This window comes from Coprococcus sp. AF16-5 (assembly GCF_003479365.1).
Taxonomy (GTDB): domain Bacteria; phylum Bacillota; class Clostridia; order Lachnospirales; family Lachnospiraceae; genus Coprococcus; species Coprococcus aceti.
Window position 1 is genome coordinate 392,340 of sequence record NZ_QUGZ01000001.1, and the last position, 18,909, is coordinate 411,248.

At 42.4% G+C, this 18,909-nt stretch carries 14 protein-coding genes and 1 other annotated feature (1 of these 15 cut by a window edge); of the genes, 1 reads left to right on the forward strand and 13 read right to left on the reverse strand.

Annotation, left to right across the window (positions count from 1 at the left end; translation table 11 throughout):
* Positions 1–150: a binding site (T-box leader), on the reverse strand (it extends 139 nt beyond the left edge of the window).
* Positions 151–224: 74 nt separating this feature from the next.
* Positions 225–1,535, reverse strand: a complete 1,311-nt coding sequence (locus DWW70_RS15070) for a GNAT family N-acetyltransferase (RefSeq protein WP_243017638.1) — start codon at positions 1,533–1,535, stop codon at positions 225–227.
* A gap of 15 nt (positions 1,536–1,550) precedes the next feature.
* Positions 1,551–2,927, reverse strand: a complete 1,377-nt coding sequence (locus tag DWW70_RS01785) for an MATE family efflux transporter (protein ID WP_118649154.1) — start codon at positions 2,925–2,927, stop codon at positions 1,551–1,553.
* A 210-nt stretch (positions 2,928–3,137) separates the two neighbouring features.
* Here DWW70_RS01785 and asnB point away from each other — a divergent pair, with 210 nt between their 5' ends.
* Positions 3,138–4,994 (forward strand): asparagine synthase (glutamine-hydrolyzing), encoded by a 1,857-nt coding sequence (gene asnB / locus DWW70_RS01790; protein WP_118649155.1) that lies wholly within the window; start codon positions 3,138–3,140, stop codon positions 4,992–4,994.
* Between the two features lie 106 nt (positions 4,995–5,100).
* On the opposite strand, the gene DWW70_RS01795 is transcribed toward asnB, so the two are convergent.
* From DWW70_RS01795 to spoIVA, 11 genes are all read right to left on the reverse strand, one after another.
* Positions 5,101–10,311, reverse strand: a complete 5,211-nt coding sequence (locus DWW70_RS01795; RefSeq protein ID WP_118649156.1) for a leucine-rich repeat protein — start codon at positions 10,309–10,311, stop codon at positions 5,101–5,103.
* 42 nt (positions 10,312–10,353) lie between these two features.
* Complete coding sequence (locus DWW70_RS01800; RefSeq protein ID WP_117548933.1) at positions 10,354–11,007, reverse strand: TetR/AcrR family transcriptional regulator; 654 nt, start codon at positions 11,005–11,007, stop codon at positions 10,354–10,356.
* 163 nt (positions 11,008–11,170) lie between these two features.
* The gene (locus DWW70_RS01805) at positions 11,171–12,121 is read right to left on the reverse strand and encodes a HipA domain-containing protein (RefSeq protein WP_117548932.1); all 951 of its coding nucleotides are present in this window, start codon (positions 12,119–12,121) and stop codon (positions 11,171–11,173) included.
* Positions 12,118–12,453 (reverse strand): HipA N-terminal domain-containing protein, encoded by a 336-nt coding sequence (locus DWW70_RS01810; RefSeq protein ID WP_082418041.1) that lies wholly within the window; start codon positions 12,451–12,453, stop codon positions 12,118–12,120. Before DWW70_RS01810 ends, DWW70_RS01805 begins: the two co-directional genes overlap by 4 nt.
* On the reverse strand, positions 12,453–12,653 hold the full coding sequence (locus tag DWW70_RS01815; protein ID WP_015534972.1) for a type II toxin-antitoxin system Y4mF family antitoxin: 201 nt from the start codon (positions 12,651–12,653) through the stop codon (positions 12,453–12,455). Before DWW70_RS01815 ends, DWW70_RS01810 begins: the two co-directional genes overlap by 1 nt.
* A 248-nt stretch (positions 12,654–12,901) precedes the next feature.
* Positions 12,902–13,483 (reverse strand): dipicolinate synthase subunit B, encoded by a 582-nt coding sequence (locus DWW70_RS01820; RefSeq protein ID WP_117548931.1) that lies wholly within the window; start codon positions 13,481–13,483, stop codon positions 12,902–12,904.
* Between the two features lie 47 nt (positions 13,484–13,530).
* Entirely contained in the window at positions 13,531–14,448 is a 918-nt protein-coding gene (locus DWW70_RS01825; RefSeq protein ID WP_117548930.1) for a dipicolinate synthase subunit DpsA, read from the reverse strand.
* Positions 14,449–14,508: 60 nt separating this feature from the next.
* Entirely contained in the window at positions 14,509–15,696 is a 1,188-nt protein-coding gene (locus tag DWW70_RS01830) for a D-alanyl-D-alanine carboxypeptidase family protein (RefSeq protein WP_118649157.1), read from the reverse strand.
* Between the two features lie 101 nt (positions 15,697–15,797).
* Positions 15,798–16,472: an SMC-Scp complex subunit ScpB gene (scpB, locus tag DWW70_RS01835; protein WP_015534975.1), complete on the reverse strand. Its 675-nt coding sequence runs from the start codon at positions 16,470–16,472 to the stop codon at positions 15,798–15,800.
* 13 nt (positions 16,473–16,485) lie between these two features.
* Positions 16,486–17,244: a segregation and condensation protein A gene (locus DWW70_RS01840; RefSeq protein ID WP_022216424.1), complete on the reverse strand. Its 759-nt coding sequence runs from the start codon at positions 17,242–17,244 to the stop codon at positions 16,486–16,488.
* A 122-nt stretch (positions 17,245–17,366) separates the two neighbouring features.
* Entirely contained in the window at positions 17,367–18,833 is a 1,467-nt protein-coding gene (gene spoIVA / locus DWW70_RS01845; protein ID WP_118649158.1) for a stage IV sporulation protein A, read from the reverse strand.
* Positions 18,834–18,909: the final 76 nt, after the last annotated feature.

Consider the following 18,909-nt stretch of genomic DNA (forward strand, 5'->3'; position numbering starts at 1 on the left):
CTCGACAACAGCCGACAAACATGTATGCTGCAATCTTTCAATCCACTGCTCGAAGGCTACCTTCCACACATTCCTGATGAAGACTCTCACCATCGTCTTCTCTCTGTTGATCGGGGGGATGCATGTACTCCTCCTCGTCATAGCATTTGACTATTTCCCGGTCGTTTTACGACCCTTAGATGTGATTATTTTATCATTAACATGAAGATGTGTCAACGATTCTTTTACTTGCCCGCCAGCAGTTCAAACCAGAACACATCATAACCTGCCGCAGCGGCAACTCTCTGGGAGGCTATATGGGACATGCCAGTTCCATAATATGGAATTTTGCCACATCTGAGTATATCCTTGGTCAGTTCAGATACCAGCGATGTACCCACATGCCTTCCCTCAGCATCTTGAACAACATTTATACCAATCTGCCAGAAGTCGTCACTGTCAGCGCTTGCGCCAGCCATACCAATAATCTCACCATCTGATACAGCAGCCACAGCCAGCACATCAGGTGTGTTATCATCAAAACAGAAAGCTTCATCCCATCTGTCATCTCCTTTAAATTGCAGGATTTCATCCCCAGTATACCTGACAAGGTTAAAATCTTCTTTAAACTTCGAATCAATCAGTTTATCTGTAGTATCTTTTCTCACTGCCTGTTCGCTCAGTTCCGTCGGAAGGTAAAATGGGTGGGCAGATTTCAATTTACATCCGTATCTGGAAAGAATACTGTCAAGCTCACGAAATTTCTCTATATCCATGAACCATTTGCCAGATGTATTCTCATAGCGTTTTCTGCATTCATCTACAATCTCTCTACGACCGGTAAATAACAGCTTGCCATTTACCACAGCTATTTTGAGCGGGCACTTTTCCTGTCCTTTGAACTGCCTCTGCCCTGCTATCTGTCTGTATTCAGAAAATATATTGTCACTGGAATATATATCGGCCGCATCACAGCAATAATCCCTGGCCAGCTGATCATACAGTGCATTCTTCATCTTTCCAGACAGCCAATGTTTTCTCGTCAGAATATTCGTATGTCCTATCCGGACTTCATTCAAAAGAGGCACATCCACTTCATCACAGGTATGATGAAACACAAATCCGAGCTTTTCCTGTACTATGCGTGACTTGGAATTGCCATCGTAGTAACCGCACCATATCGTTCTCATGCCCAGATCAAGGAATCCATGTTCTATAAGCCTCCCAGCCGCCTCCGGTGCGTATTCGTTGCCCCAGTGAGGCTTTCCTATCCAGTATCCAAGTTCACATTCGTCATCGCGGTCTGTCATATCTGTCCTTCCATTTAACAGTAATTCGATGGCACCGACAACCAGACCGCTGTCCTTCAGACACACAGCATAACACTCCGGCCCATTAAATACATTCCGTATCACATCAAGGCTGTACTCCCTGCTCTCATGCACAGGCCAGCCAGCTATAGGTCCCACATCAGGGTCACTTGCATATTCAAATAATATATCTACGTCACTCTCCTGCCAGTGACGTAATATCAATCTCTTAGTTTCTAAAATCAAATCATATATCCCCTTTCATATAAGACTTTCTTTCCCCCAGTCTGTGCTTTCCCAGTTCTTCACTATCCTCAGATATTTACCAAGATTGATAAATGCTCTCACGATCTCGTCCACTATGACTGCAAGGAAAACGCCTGCGATTCCAAGCTTAAGGACGAACACGAACAAAAGTGCCACAGAAACCACCCACACCGTGCCAAACAGCTGTGTTATGAGCATCCATATCGTGTTGCCGCTGCCCCTGATCGCATTGCCAACAACTATGTTTGCTGATTTTGCGAACAGATTGATACTGATAAAGATCAGATATATCCCACACGATGCAATTATACTCTTGTCGTTGGTGAAAAGTGATATGATCTGCTGCGGAAACGCAAAACAGACACCGAGTGTGATGATTCCAACTACTATGCACAAGCCATACGCACAGACACATACTCCCTTGTATTTACCCAGATCATTGTTTCCTTTTGCCTCACCGGTTAGTGTCATTGTACCATTTCCTATCGCTCCAATGATGACAACCGCCAGAACTTCAACACTGAATATGATGGAATAAATTCCGGCAGCCATCTCATTTATGGCGTTGAGAATCCTTATAAGCAGCAGATTGCCAAGATTCCATGCAAAATCCTCAAGAGCTGTGTTCACTCCCAGCTTTGCCGACAAAAGATACGGCTTTATATGTGCCTTTACTACCCATTTCATAGATGGTTTAGTGTTAAGTTTCTTGCTTGATACCACGAATATCACTGCAAATATAAGTCCAGAGTACTCCGCTATTGTCGTCGCTATGGCTGCACCCTTTATCCCCATGGCTGGAAACCCAAATCTTCCCAATATCATAACCCAGTCAAGGAGTATATTTACACCAGATCTTAATATTCCATATACAACAAGTGGTTTGGTATAGTTTGATGTCTGGAGTATGACGCTGAATGCACCGCCCAGTCCTGTTATCAAAAATACGGGCGCATAATACCTGGAATAATCAAGACACATCGGCATCAGGCCATCTGACACACCCATGAGTCTGAATACAAATTCAGCGCAGAATGTCCAGAAGAAAAATAACAGTATCGGTATGATATTATTGTATTTCACCATGGCACCGGAGTATTCCTCTATGTGTTCGGTATCTCCTGCACCAACGCTCTGACTTATCAGTATAGACGCTCCTGTCACGATGGAGAAACAGAACGACATGGTGGTCCACATCGGTGAAGTCACATTGCCAAGTGCGCTCATGTACATGCTGTTTACGTGTCCTAAAAATATTCTATCTATAAGCATCTGAAGCTGTGATATCAGATTGCTCAGCATGATCGGAACCGCAATATTTAACAGTCCCGGAAGGTATTTTTTGTTAGTCTTTATTAAAGTGTTTTTCATTGCAGTATTTCTCTTTCTATTATCAATATTTTGTAGGTTCAAATGTCATGATGTTTATTGCCGATTTTGTGTTCATACTCACCGAAAACAAATATGATACATTATATCAATACTTAACATATCTTGCATCAAACTTATATTATTATATAAAAGTTCTATAAAATCAACTCCCCAATATAATATATAGATACCACAAAAAGAGGTAAATATATGTGTTCCATCGCAGGATTCTATAACTCCAACAGGATTTTCAATACCGAACATGAACGATACTCATACATATTGAACGACATGAATAAGGCACTTGCTCACAGAGGTCCGGATGCACAGAATACAGTGCTGTCATCCCACTGTGGGCTTGCTCACACCAGACTGTCCATACGTGACGTGGCAAGAGGCGAACAGCCCATGAAAAAGACAATCGGAGAAAATGATATATACATAGTGTACAACGGCGAGATCTACAACACGAAGGAGCTGAAATCGGAGCTGCTCGCCCTTGGATATACATTTGACACAACATCGGATACAGAGGTCATACTCAACTGTTTTCTGCATTATGGCCCGGACTTTGTACATAAATTAAACGGAATATTTGCATTTGCAATATATGATGAGCATATCCAGACAATATATCTGTACAGAGACCACTTCGGCGTCAAGCCACTGTATTACTCAGTGACAGACGACAGGACTCTTGTATTTGCATCGGAGATAAAAGGGATACTATGCTATCCGGGCATACGACCTGTCATAGATGCAAATGGACTGTGTGAAGTGTTTGGAATCGGTCCATCCAAAACTCCCGGCTGTGGTGTGTTCAAGAACATAGATGAAGTGAAACCGGGACATTTTATAAAGTTCTCAGCATATGGAATGAGCAACTTCACATACTACCGTATCACAAGCACGCCTCACACGGACAGCTACGAAAACACGGTGGAAAAAGTTCGCTATCTAGTTAAGGACAGTATAGAAAAACAGATCGTATCAGATGTACCTATTTGTACTTTCCTCTCAGGCGGGATCGACTCATCAATCGTCAGCAGCGTATGCGCCACAAAACTCAGGGAGCAAGGGAAAAAGCTGCACACTTTCTCATTTGATTTCAAAGATAATTCTAAATATTTCAAGTCAAATGCATTCCAGCCGGAGCAGGATCGACCATATGTAGATATGATGGTAGCCCACATAGGTTCAGACCACACATATCTCACCTGCAATTACAGTGATCTTGCAGACTATCTGTATACTTCCGTGGAATCAAGGGATATGCCGACCATGGCGGACGTGGATTCATCACTTCTGTACTTCTGTTCATTGGTGGCAAAGGAATACAAAGTTGTACTAACAGGGGAATGCGCGGATGAGATATTTGGAGGATACCCATGGTTCTACAGAGAAGAACTGCTTTCATCTGATACATTCCCATGGATGAAGGATCTGTCGCCAAGGCTCTCAGTACTGTCGCCGGACATCATAGATAGTCTTGATATACCGGGATATGTGTCATCACTATACAATTCTCTCCTGTCCGAGATCAATCTTCTTCCGGGGGAATCCGATACAGAAAAGCGGCGCAGGCAGATATCTTATCTGAATATCAGGATGTTCATGCAGACATTGCTTGACCGAATGGACAGAACAAGCATGGCAAGCGGACTTGAGGCGAGAGTTCCATTTGCAGATCCACGAATACTTGATTATGTGTTCAATGTTCCATGGGAGTACAAATATTCCGAAGGCTGTGAGAAAAAGCTTCTCAGAGAGGCCATGAAGGATTATGTTCCGCACGAAATCATGTACAGAAAGAAAAGCCCTTATCCAAAGTCATATGACCCTCATTATGAGCAGGAGCTTGCAAAGAGGCTTCTCTGCGTGCTAAATGATCCGGAAAGTCCTCTTCTGCCTCTCATCGACAGAGAATATGTGAAAAACTTCATAAACGCGCCAAAGGATTACGGCAGGCCGTGGTTCGGTCAGCTCATGGCAGGACCTCAGATGATGGCATATCTTCTTCAGATTGATCACTGGCTGAGAAAATATGCTATTGTCCTTGACATATAAAAAGACTTCCAGACTTCTGTATACATGCGGCGTATCGAAAATGGCGAATACGCTGCATGTACAAGAGTTCTGAAAGTCTTGTTTTTACAGGCAATTTATATATTTGTTATTTATAGATTGCTTTCGCAGAAGGACTGCCCTTCTTTATCAGTTTCTTGTATGCTGTGGCCTTATTCCTAGGTACTGCAAATGTAATTTTGCTGTATGTTCCACTGAAGGCTTTTGCGCCAACGCTCTTGAGCTTAGCTGACTTTATCGTCATCTTCTTAAGGTTTTTGCATGATAAAAATGCGTTTGCCCCTATGCTTGTCACATTGTTGCCGATAGTGACATTCTTAAGAGCAGTGTATCTGCTGAATGCATTTGCGCTTACAGATGTTATCTTAAACCTTACATCACCTATAACTACAGTGTCTGCGATGGTCAGTGATGCAAATCTTTTATCTGACCTTGAGTACGTTGTTCCGGCAATTGCAACTGTTCCTGTGCCGTCTGCCTTTGCTCCGGTTATTGTGTACCTGAACTTTCCAACTGTATATGTCTTTCCCTTAGCAGCCTTTACTATGGCAAATGTCTTTGTTATTTTACCAGAATATGCATTCTTACCACATATTGTCACACTTGCCTTGCCCACCGCTTTGTTCTTGCTGTAGGTGACAGTGTAATCCTTGTTCAGTCTGAGCGTCTTTGTGCCAGCCTTGACAACAAGCGATCTCTGGGTGTGCGCTCTTCCATTGTAGATCTTGTTCTCTATTCCGGAAACCGTGATCTTGCTTGTCTTTTTGCTTATATCAGTTGTTGCAAGTTTGGCAATACTTGCTGTTTTCGCAGCCTTGCACACGGTACATGTGTATGTCCTCACACCGGCTGCTGTGTATGTAGGTTTCTTTGTTACCCTGCCGGAATTCCACTTATGTCCAAGTTCCTTTACACACACACCTGTGCTCATGACATCGCCGCAGACTGAGCACTCTGTATGTCCTGTTCCTGCCTTTGTGCAGGTTGGAGCCTTCTCTCCTTTTAGTGTATACTTTACAGTCTTACCATCTGAACATGGTGCTCTGTATATGGTTACCTTTAGCTCTGTGCTGTCATAGTTTTCCTTGTCATCGCCAGCGTATACAGCTGTTGCCACCACTGATCCGCCTGCCTTTATCGCAGTGGCTGTGTCAGCAGCAAGCCATACCCAGTCTCCCGGAAGTGCGATACTTCCAACGGTCTTATGTGTATTATCTACACTTAACAGCAGATTCGGCATTGCAGCCTTGCTCACATTTACCGTGATCTCAATTTCTGCTGTGTTGTAATTCACACTGTCAGCCGGCGTAAATACAACGGTGTACAGCGTCTTGTCACTGTCAGATACAAACGGCTTTAGAGAATCATCCTTCCATGCAAATGTTCCAAATATCTCAACCTTGTTAATACCGTCAAAATATGCTGTTCCTCCGTATAAAACAGACTTTGCAAGGCTGTCGCCATATGTTATTGCACTTGCTGTCGGCAGATCAGCTATGTTTACATTGGCCTTTAAGACATTTACCTGAATAGTTCCCCTGATCGAATTGTAGTGTTTCTGGTCATCCGGGGTAAATACTACATCATAGTCTGTTACATCAACCACAGGAACTGTGGAATCGTCAGCCCAGCTCCATGTTCCGGTTATGTTTTCTCCTGAAACTCCGATTACGGCTCCGCCCGAAATGCTTGCTTCATTTAAGGTTTTGTGTGGATCGTAACTTATCGGATCTGCCACCGGAAGTTCACTTATAACCGGATCAGCTTTAACTATATCGAATTCAGCCTTGCAGTTTATATCGTAATTTCCGCCCGTGGCATCCGTGATGGTTATCGTTGCTGTTCCAACTTCTGTGTTATCACTGTAAGATACTTCATATTCGCTTGAAGGAATGACTGTCTCACCGTCCATAAGAGCAAACTCAGGCTCTACCTTCTGTCCTGTGTATGTGTACTCAGGCTTAAGTCCGTCAAATGTTGGACTGCTGATCTTCTTTGGCTCAATGGTAAATGTCACGTTCTTTGTTCCTGAGTAAGCACCGATTCCTGTTACAATCGCAGTCGCTGTGCCAGCGTTGATATTGTCGGAATACGTTACATTATAATCTGAGCCTTCTTTTAGCTGTACAGAAAACATATTGTCCCAATTATAATATACCTTTACAGATGGTTTTAACTCACTTCCGGAGTAGATGATGTTTTTATTTTCATCTAACTCTGCATATACTTTATCGTTCAGCAATGCTCCAATTCTAAGCTTATTATCTTCTATACTTGTTGACAGATCAATTATAGAATCATCTGATGATGCGTTGAACCAATCTGACTTTAACGCAATGCCATCACCTGCTACAGCATATGCAGCACCTTGTTGTACACCTATTCCATCCAGAACAATCGGAATAACATTATGAGGCTCTGCATTTATAATTATTTTTTCTCCGTATATTCCATACAAATATATTCCGTCATTGATTTTTATATCACTGTTGTTAAAGTATAATTTTATTGTTTCATCAGCTAGAATTATCTTGTTTATATCTCCACCATTTAGTATCAATTGACCCATAGTATGTATCGTTCCCGAAATTTTTACATTACCAATTGTTACTGTTGAATCTTTTTTTATATCTAAATGACCTTTTACGTCTCCTCCCGTCTTAGAATCAATTATCGTTATTTTTCCGTTTTTTACATCAATATCATCTGTCTTATGTCCATTTATGTCTATAGTAAAATCAGAATCGGGATTGTTTATATCAAGAGCTGTATTTGTATCTTCCATAACGGTGACAACACTGTCCGGCATGTTTTCGGCATAACTTATTGCTTCTGGCAGTGAAACACAGGATATAGTCTCATCACCTTTTGTGACTGTCGCTGCAAGTTTCTCACCGCAGTATCTGCATATGCCATCCTCGAAGTTATGTTTGCCAAATACATCCTTTTTCTCATTGCTGTATGACACCGAGGCAACGTCAGATGAAGCGTTACAGCCTATATAAGTTATGCTCTTATATACCTTCGGGCCATGTAATACAGGATAGGTGTCTGTTCCGATGATCTGTCCCCAGATTTCTTCTGACTGACCGTTCTGCAGGAGATATGCAACCTCGCCGTTCCTATATTGTTCTGTTGTTTTACCTTCTACATTTTCGTATTTTCCGGTAATATCACCATATGCATACTTGTCTCCGATCGAATCCCCAGCATAAACGGTACTGTCATAATAGCAGTTTTTGATATCCCCTTTGCCATCAATATCTTCTCCACATATACCTCCAATCTTATCACCACTTCCAGAAACCGCACCCATACTGTTGCAGTATGATATTGCGCTAAAATTAGCCCCGCAGATACCGCCTATATATGTTCCTGATCCACGGATATCGCCAGAATTACTGCAGTTTGTGATATTGCTGGCATAACCGCCAGAACCACTATTTCCACATATCCCGGCAACTCTATAAACGCCGCTCACATTACCTGTGTTATAACAACGTGTGATCGGGCTTGTACTATCACCGCATATACCGCCTACATAAGTATCACCATTAACCACACCTGTATTATCACAGTCAGAAATCGTTCCTCTGTAAGTACTTCCGCATATACCACCAATCCCCAAATGAGAATTACCGGTTGTCCCATTGATGGTGCCTGCATTATGGCAGTTTACGACCGTTCCAAGGTGGCTCTTTCCGCATATACCTCCAACATCGGTAGCGCCACTGAAATATGAATCTAAAATACTTACATTGTAAATCTTGCCATCTTCAATACAGCCGAACAAACCTATAGACCGATCATCATCCTTTTTTAAATATAAGCCGCTGATCGTGTGGTTTTGCCCGTCAAATGTGCCACTGTATGGAGCAGCAAATGGCACATGGTTTTTTCCGTAATAAAATGTTCCGATAGGTATCCAATCTCTATACGTTCCTTCATTTAGTGTGCCATCTGATTTCAGAACATTTTCATTTACAACAATATCATCTGTAAGAACTACATTTATTTTTCCGTATGTATCATTGTTATTGAGCACTTTATCGCTAAACCAATACAGTTCACCTGTATTTCCAATCTCATACACCTTGTCCTTACTATCATCATTGTCGATATCATACTTGTCCGTAGTGAGTACTGCCGGCTGATACGCGTCGCAATCTGTACAAAATCCCTGCGAATTATAATTGTGTGATTTCGTTTCTTTAGTCACATATCCGATCGGACAGTCTTTGCATGCTACTCCTTTTGTATGTTCTTTGTCATCTTGCCAAATATATGTAATATTACCGTTTGTATTATGTTTGTGTTCAGCTCCATCTATCAGAATTGTGGCTCCATCTTCAACAATAAGCTTGTCCAGATTTGTGATGCTCGCACTACTCTCAAATTCTATGCTTTCTCCACTTGCAATCGTTAAATCTTCTTTTAAAGCGGCTTTACCATATACATATGTTTTCGTTACATCATCACCGGTATCAATGTCGTTCCATTGCTTTGTGATGACAGAGTTGCTGAAGTCACAATCACTTAATACAGGTTCTTGACAGGCTAAAGCACGGCTAACCACGATCTGGCTTCCTGATACATTAATTTGTTGATTTGATCTAATTACCTCACCTTCGTATCGTTCTGTTGTTGCTTTCGCTTCAACATAACTGTCTACTATATTAATTTTATCACCACTAATTACGTTTGAATGATCCTCCTCATTTGCTACCACATGGCTATTTTCAATCGTTAAGCTGCCGCTACATTCAATTTGGGAAGTCTCCAGCGTTGCTCCTATAATTTTTATATTATTATTATTTGAGCCTAAGTCATCTGCACTGATTTTTCCACAACTTAGACTTTCATTCTGATTGTTACCATTTATTTCTAATGTAGGCACAATTCCGCTTTCTGTTAAAATACTTTGAATCACCATATCTGATCTCATAGTATTTGTTCCGGATAACATAATCGAAAGATCACCGTTCTGAATCGTAATGTTTCCAGAAATAGACGCATTTTCCAGTACAAGCTGATTCCTCGTGATGTCATAGTACCAATTAGTTCCCTGATATATCGTGTCATCATTACCAGAAACTTCATCATCTTGAAATTCCCCATTATCAATAAGACGTGTTGAGCCCATCAATAAATATTCGGGTATTTTTTCCGTTGTAGTCTCCTCCGCCTTAGCATTCATCACTCCCCAGCCGCTTGCCCCCAGCGCCGGCGCAGACGACGTAATTAACGTTGCAGCAAGCGCAATTATAATTCCCTTCTTAAATAGTATTCCCTTTCTCATTCCATACCTCCATTTCCATAATAGTCTCTCCTGTGCACCCTGTTACTTTATCCCTTTTGTTGCATAATCAAGAATCATTTCCTTGATCATTATAAGCTCGTCCGTGTAATCCTTGTTGTCGTCCGATCCCCATATGAAGCCCTCCGCATAATGAGCGCAGGCCGTCATCATGGAGTGGACAGTGACACGCATGAATTCTGCTTCAGGAATGTCAGTCCGTATAGTTTTGTCCACCTTCGCTTTCTCATACATCATGTGAAGTCTTGTATCCACCGAATACAGTGAGCTGTGAAAATCTACAAGCTGATCATTGTTCTTACCCTCATGGGTTACATAGTAGTTGAAGTTATCGTTGTACTTCAGCAACGCCTTGTGGTTCTGATACATGTCTATGTAACTGTCCATGGTGAATATCAGTCTGTCTATGGCTGGTATGTCATGTACAGACGATATAGGTCTTCTCGCGTCCAGGCCATCCAGGTATCTCTTCCACTGATCAGCACATACCGCTATGACCAGCTCAAGCTTACTTGGATAGTACCTGAACAATGTAGCCCTTCCCACATCGGCAGCCCTTGCAATATCTCCCATGCTCACCGCCTCTATCTTCTTGTCTACGAACAGCTCAAATGCAACGTCAAGGATCTTTCTATTGCGCTCATCCATTTCCTCTTTTAGTTTTTCCAGATCTCTCATATATTACTTTACACTCCAAAGTTATATTGTGATACTCCCTGTCTCACAATAAATATTTTACAGGACTATCTTATGTCAGTCAACCAAAATCCCAGAAGTCACATTTCGAATCACATTTCGATAGTAAGTAACTTCTGGGATTTCGTATTATATTAAATTTTTATCAATCTGCCAAAATCAGCATTCTTTCCTCAATCAAATGATTGAAGTCTGATTTCATTTTTTCAGGTATATAAGATTCGTCACACATCTTTTTCATTTTATCCTTATTTTTAACTACCAAACTTATCATCTTCTCCGCTGATATCCGACTTAAACCACATACATCAGCAAATATAAGGAAATCTTTTCTTCTCACATTTCTCTTTTTCCCATTCATCGGTATCGCCAATTGCTCTGTATCCTCAGGCATGATAACATTTACCGGCAGCAGATCATAGGCTGGTGAGAGAACATAATCTCCGCTTCCCACCTCTGTTTCAATAAGCGAAAAATTCTTCAAATGCATATCGGAATTGCCAGTCACGAAAGAAAATACAATTCTCATATAGAATTCTGCCATATCCAGACCTACACGACTTGAATATTTTTCTATGATCTTTGCACATCGCTCGTATGAACCTTTATATTTGTCCTGTGTAAGACGATAGTCCAACTGACAGAAATCTTCCATTGCAAGCATTTCAACAGTTGTTTTCTCGAATATCCTATCCACTCTTTTAGTAATATATGCCATCTGCCCATTTCCTTTGATCAATGCATGCGGCACCGTTGAAATTCCTATCATATCAGCCATAGACATCACAAGCTGCTCCGCTTCAGGCATCGCTTTAAATTGATCAACCTGAGGTTTAAGTATATATCCTGTTGGGTAGTTTACCAATGTAAGTCTTGGATTACCTGGTTCAGAAAGCAGGTGTAACGACAGTTTCTTCTGCACACCCGGGACCGTATAACCCTTGTTTATACTTTCCTCTGCAAGGACTTTTAGTTTCTGATCATCTATATCTATATCTGGCAGCTTAGTCGTCGTAAAAAATCTCTTCACACAAGCTTTATGCCAGCCTGTTCCGTCGTCATTTTTCAAAGTTTTTCCACAGCACAAACAATTCATACGCGATCCTCCATGACACTTACATTGCCTATCGCATCGCGGCATGCAACAAGCAGCAATCCAAACCTGTCCCTTACATCTATTTTCCAGTTTCTGCTGACAACATCAAGCAGCCAGCCCTCGGGGATTAGTCCATCAAAAAAAGAAAATAAAGTCTTGGATCGATACATGTCCTTCGACAATGGCATGGTAAGTGATACAGCACTGGCATTTTCTCTCTCAAGATATTCTTCATCGTAAGAAAATGTATATCCCTCGTCGGTCTCACATAAAATTCCCGCAAATTCATTTCTTATATATACATAAGCCGTTCTAAAAGTATTATCCACCATCAATCATCCTTTCTCCCTGGAACCGCCTCCATGCCGAACATTGCAAGAGCTTCATTGACCTTGTCCATACGCACAGTTTCTTTCCCCTGTTCAAGTTCGCGGACAAATCTGAGTCCAAGGCCTGATCTTATTGCAAATTCTTCCTGTGTAAGACCCGCTTCTTTTCTGTTAGTCTTTATAAATTCAGCTATCTTATTCATCGTTATTACCTCTTATATGTGATTCCTCCTACACGTGATTTCTCTTACACGTGATTCTTCTTATACGCTATTCTCCTTATACGCTATTCTCCTTATATATTACACCCGATAAGGTATAATTTCAATCAAATATAATATTTTTTATACCATAACGGGTATAAAAAATATTATATAAAACAAAACTACACCCGATAGGGTATAATAGCCGCAATAAGCAACAAACTTATACCCTATCGGGTGCAGTGAAACTACTTTATGAGAACCGGCTGTATCTGCCTTCCCTCAAGAGCCTCCTCTATGGTGGCTGGGATTAGATCAAGTCTGCTTATGAGTGAATTGGGTTTTTTCACACAGTTATCCTGTTCAAATGGAACAAAATAAATATTTTTCATGTTCATGAGCTGACCGATATTCTTGAAGTTCATACCCATGGCATCATTTGTCGAAATCGATATGATGAGCGGCTTATTGTTCCTCAGATGCGCCTTTGCCGCCATGAGCACCGCGGTGTCAGTTATGCCATTTGTCAGCTTGGCGATGGTGTTGCCGGTACAAGGTGCTATGACCAGCGCATCAAGATAGGACTTGGGGCCTATAGGCTCAGCCTCCTGTATGGTGTAAATGCCTTTTCTCCCTGCTATCGTCTCAACGTCATTTACGAATTTGTCAGCTTTTCCAAATCTTGTGTCGTACTCTGCGGAGTGAGGCGAGAATATCGGATACACATTTATTCCCATCTCAACCATTTTCTTTATTTCTATCTTAATCTTATCAAAGGTACAAAATGAACCGGTTATAGCCATACCTACATTGCACTTTGATAAATCCATGTTATATACACTCCTATTTATTAAGCGTCAGTTCATACAAATCCATTTCAGCGGTGAGCCGACACTGCCTCTACCACTGCATCGGCAAGAATCATCCCCGAGGTCTTTGGAGACAGCTTACCCGGGATTCCCAGGCTGTGTTTATAAGGAATATCATGTTCCTTGCAATAATCAAAATCCACCCCTCCCGGCATAGATGCTATATCTATTACAACCGCATGTCTGCTGAGCAGAGACAGGATATCTTCACATACAACTCTCGCAGGTACTGTATTGAAGCAAAAATCCACTTCTGACAGTATATGCCTATATATCGGAATATCCTCAAATGACATAACCTTGTAGCCTATGAGCGCCGCATCACTCCTCTGCTTTGGACGTCTTGCCATAACTATTACATCTGCTCCCCAGGATGCAAGCCTTTCGGCAAGAACCCTGGCACATTTGCCAAATCCCGTCACCAGACATACGCTTCCGTCTATATTAATATCAGACAGCTCCTCCGCATCGCAGACTGCCCCCTCCGCGGTTGCAACTGCATTTCTCTCGGCCACAACATCATCTGCAAGAAAATCAAATACATAAGGACTATTTTCGTTTGTATCAGACATATATTTGCCTATCCCGCCTCCAAACACAATGTCAAATTCCTTGCTGCATTCCAGAATGCTGTTCACGGTGAGAAGGGTTCTGCCGTTGACAAATTCACCATCCCTCGTAACAGGCACAGGAAGAATGATAGCTTTCAGCATTTCTACAGATGGAGACGCACATTCGCCCTCTATCAGTCTGCGAAAGCCCACTCCTGAAGCCCCCGAAATAATGGTGACCGGCGAATGTCTCAGCAGATCGGCATCATATGGATCGAAATGAAACACATTACTGCCTTTCTCCGCCAGACTGAGAGACATATAGCAGCTTCTCCTGTCACCGCCTACCACGTAGTATACACAATCCATATCCATACCTCAGTGCACCGCCCTTATATTATTGATAATTTAGGATATGCCTGTGCCAGGCAAATGTTACATTGCAGCACGATATAAAACTTTTATTATCTCATCCTTAAATGTCACATCTGCTATCTCCTCGGACACAATAACATTCTCAACATCTATAAGTTCATCGTCCAGGTACACTTCAAGCGAACCGGCCACAGCGCCTTTATGCACAGGTGCCTTTAATGTATCCGCGACTTTGTATACATACTGTATACTACCTTCAGATGCTGTCACAGTCCTGTTCAGCCTGCATTTTGTCGCTGTGCTTCCATCTGCCGACGAGCCCGATGAATATGTTATCCTGATGTCAGGCGGAGCAGGCGCCTTAAGCTCCGTGTATATGGTGTGTTCCTGCGCAAATGCCACAAGTGCCCTGGAATCTTTCCATTTATAAGTCTTATTATTCGGCCATCCGCAGCCAAGGAGAGCCCATATATATGTATGTCCCTCAACCTCCGCAGCTCCTATATAGCAATATCCAGCATCGCAGGTAAAGCCGGTCTTTCCTGACAATGCGCATGGCATCATATCGAGAAATGCATTGTGATTAATGCATGCAAATGTTCTATTTCCGGTATTATCAGTGAATGTGTATGATTTTGTTCGGGTAATCTTCAGAAATTCATCCTTTTGGGGTGAAATAAGAATACAATACCTCATGATCCTGACAAGATCCTCCGCAGAGGTGCCATGGACGCCATTTTCGTCCTGGGCATCCAGACCATTTGGCGTGATAAAATATGTAGAATGGCAGCCTATCTCCTCAGCCTTTGCGTTCATCATCTCCGCAAAGTGCTGCACACTGCCACCGATATGTTCCGCTATGACTACAGCGGCGTCGTTGTAGCTCTCGAGCATCATGGCGTACAACATGTCTTCAAGTGTGTACTTCTCGCCGTCACGAACCCCAAGTCTGACCTCAGGCATCTTGGATGCATAGGATGAAGCTGTCACATCATCCGCCAGATTCCCGCACTCGATCGCAAGTATACATGTAAGTATCTTGGTCGTGCTGGCGTTGGGTCTGCGCTCATCACTACATTTGTCATATAGTATATCTCCAGTCTCCCCATCCAGCAGAATCGCATTTCTGGCAAATAGCTGTACATCCGCTGTATTGTCTTCTTCAGCATACGCTTTTATAAATATATTGTTACCAACGAGAAACTGTATTACCAGACTTGCTGCAGTCCAGGCTGCAACAAGCAACATAAACCGCCTTATGCGTGATCTTTTTCCTGTAGAAAACATATGCATATACCGTCATATCCTCATAATATTGGTCATGATATTATATTACAGGAACATGTCTGTTATTCTTCGGATGTCGTATCTACACTGAGCGTGAAATCTGCTTCCTCCAGCGCTTCTTTCTTGAAGTCCTCTATCTTATCAGGGCTTATCATCGGAAGATCATTTGTCGATGACACTCCAAAGCATCTGAGGAATTCCTCTGTTGTTCCAAACATGATAGGTCGTCCAGGAGCATCAAGTCTTCCAACCTCTTGCACGAGATTGTACTCTATGAGCTTGTTTATGGCATGTACACATGAAACTCCTCTTATAGCCTCGATCTCGGGCCTTGTTATCGGCTGTTTGTATGCAATTATAGACAAAGTCTCAAGAACAACATCCGTGAGGGAAAGCTTCTTCGGTGTATTGACAACCTTGGCGAGAATTCCATAGTATTCGTTGCGCGTACAGAGCTGAAGCGAACCGTCAAGATCTATGATCCTGATACCCCTGTCGCTGTTGTTGTAATTATATATGATACCCTCAAGCTGCTTTGTAAGCTTCCTCTTGTCCATCTCAAGAGCTGAGGCAAGTCTGTCGATCGATACAGACTCACCCACTGAGAAAAGTATAGCCTCGATGGCGGATGTGAGATAATCGTCACTGTACTCCTTGTCCGTCCTGGCCTCCTCATTCTCTTCTGAAGGGGTATTTACTTCGTCTATTTCCTCATTCTGTAAATCTTCGTTATTCATCGTTACCTCATCTCTATATAGTATCCAGAGAATCAATGATTATCTCTCCGAATATATCTTCCTGTCTGATCGCTATTGCGCCTATCTTCATAAGCTCAAGTATGGCAAGGAATGTGACTATGATATTCATCTTTGATGCCTGCATCTCAAGCAATGTCCTGAAGTTTATGCCCTCCAGTCCTCTGACTTCTTCTCTTACCTCCGCCATCTTCTCCTCAAGGGAAATCTCCTCCCTCTCGATCTCTTTGAATTTGCTTCGTATCGGATCTACCTTGTCGACCTGCTTACGCATAACCGATTTGAATATCTCATTGAGCTTCTGGAGATCCACATCAGCCTTGGAGATCAACTCATAAGGATCGACCTCCTGCTTGACATTCTTCACCTCAGCCGGTATGGTCGCCTTCTTGAAAAATGCCTTGTTTCCCTCAATCTCCAGATCCTTCAGTTCACCAGCAGCATACTTGTACATCTTGTACTCAAGCAGTCGTCTGACGAGCTCCTCTCTAGGATCCTCTTCATCCTCAGGATCCTCCTCATCCTTCGGCAGGAGCATCTTGGACTTGATCTTGATCAGAGTCGCCGCCATGACCAGAAATTCGCTCATGACGTCAAGATCTTCTTCCTCCATGTTGTTCACATATTCCAGATACTGCTCTGTGATAGTGACGATCGGAATATCGTATATATTGACTTTGTTTTTCTCTATCAAATGCAAAAGAAGATCCAGTGGACCCTCAAATACATTAAGCTTTACATCTATCGCAGACATATGTACGTCTCCATCCTGAATTGATAACCACCATAATGTTCCATGCCCGGACAATCAAATGTCTAAGGCATCCACCAGAACACCTTAGACATTTTAACATAGCCTGCCATAAATATGCAATCTTATATTATTATGCACACCATTCCGCCATTTCCGTCATTTACGATCTTCTCCATGGTATTCTGAAGCTTCTGCTGACTCTCCGCACCTATCTTGCTGACCTTGTTGTTAAGTCCATCGTCAACGAGTTGTTCTATGGTCTTGCCAAATATATTAACTCCCCACATATCTCCATCATCGCTGTTGTCAGATATGTATGTGACAAGATCATCCGCCTGCTCCTTGCTTCCCACAAGAGGCATGATCTCGGTGGTGATATTCGCCTTGATCATATGTACCGATGGCGCGCTTGCCGATATCTTCACTCCAAATTTTCCTCCGGTCTTTATAACCTCAGGACTTCCGAGCTGGACATTCGACTTATCCGGCATAACGAGGCCATAACCTCCATTGTTCACCTGCTCAAGCGCTCCCATGACACTCACACAATACTTACGATTATCTGCCATGGATTTGAGCTCAGTGATAAAATCGTACTCGTTTGTTATATCTGCGCCCATCATATCTGACAGCATTGCGTAATAATAATTATCGTAGATATCGACGTCTATATTCACACATCCATCCGCCATATTTATGCTGGAACACTTATACCTCTTGACATATTCATTCTCAGGGTAGTCCATATGATCGATATCCCTCAGGCTGTCTGCAGCCGCCATTATCTGGGCTGCATCACATATAACGCTGCTCTTGATCTCATTGTCATCATCGACAACCTCAAGCCATTTCGGTATCTCAAAATATATAGATGTGACAGGGAAGCTCATAAGAAGTTCTGTAAAAATATATGTAATATCCGATTCTCTGAGCTGCTCCACGTTTACCGGAATAACACTTGCACCATATGTATCGCTCATTTCTGCCGAGAGCGCGGCCGTCTGACTGCTGGATGGTTTGTCGGTGTTGAGAAGAATGACAAATGGCTTCCCAATGGCCTTCAGCTCATCAACAGTCTTCTGCTCAGCTTCAAGATAGCTCTCCCTCGGAAGCTCACCAAAGCTGCCATCCGTGGTCACAACAATCCCAACAGTTGAATGGTTATTTATAACCTTGTTTGTGCCTATCTCCGCCGCCTTGGAAAACGGAATGTCATAGTCAAACCACGGCGTTCTCACCATTCTCTCCTTGCCATCCTCAAACTGACCCTCGGCATCCTTGACGACATATCCCACGCAATCGATCATCTTTACCTTCATATCCAGATTGTCAGCAACATTGATTGATACAGCTTCCTTTGGTATAAATTTTGGCTCAGTCGTCATTATGGTCTTTCCTGATGCCGACTGCGGCAGTTCATCCTGTGCAAGCTGCCTGTCATTTTCCCCTGAAATGTTAGGAATAACCATCTGGTTCATAAATCTTTTTATAAATGTGGATTTTCCTGTTCTCACCGGACCGACTACGCCGATGTATATTTCTCCGTTTGTTCTCGCCTTGATATCCTGATATACCTGATACTCCTCCATACATCCTCCTGACATGCTATTTATTTACATAATTATATTACTGTAAACACAATAGATCTACGGTCATTTTCTATAT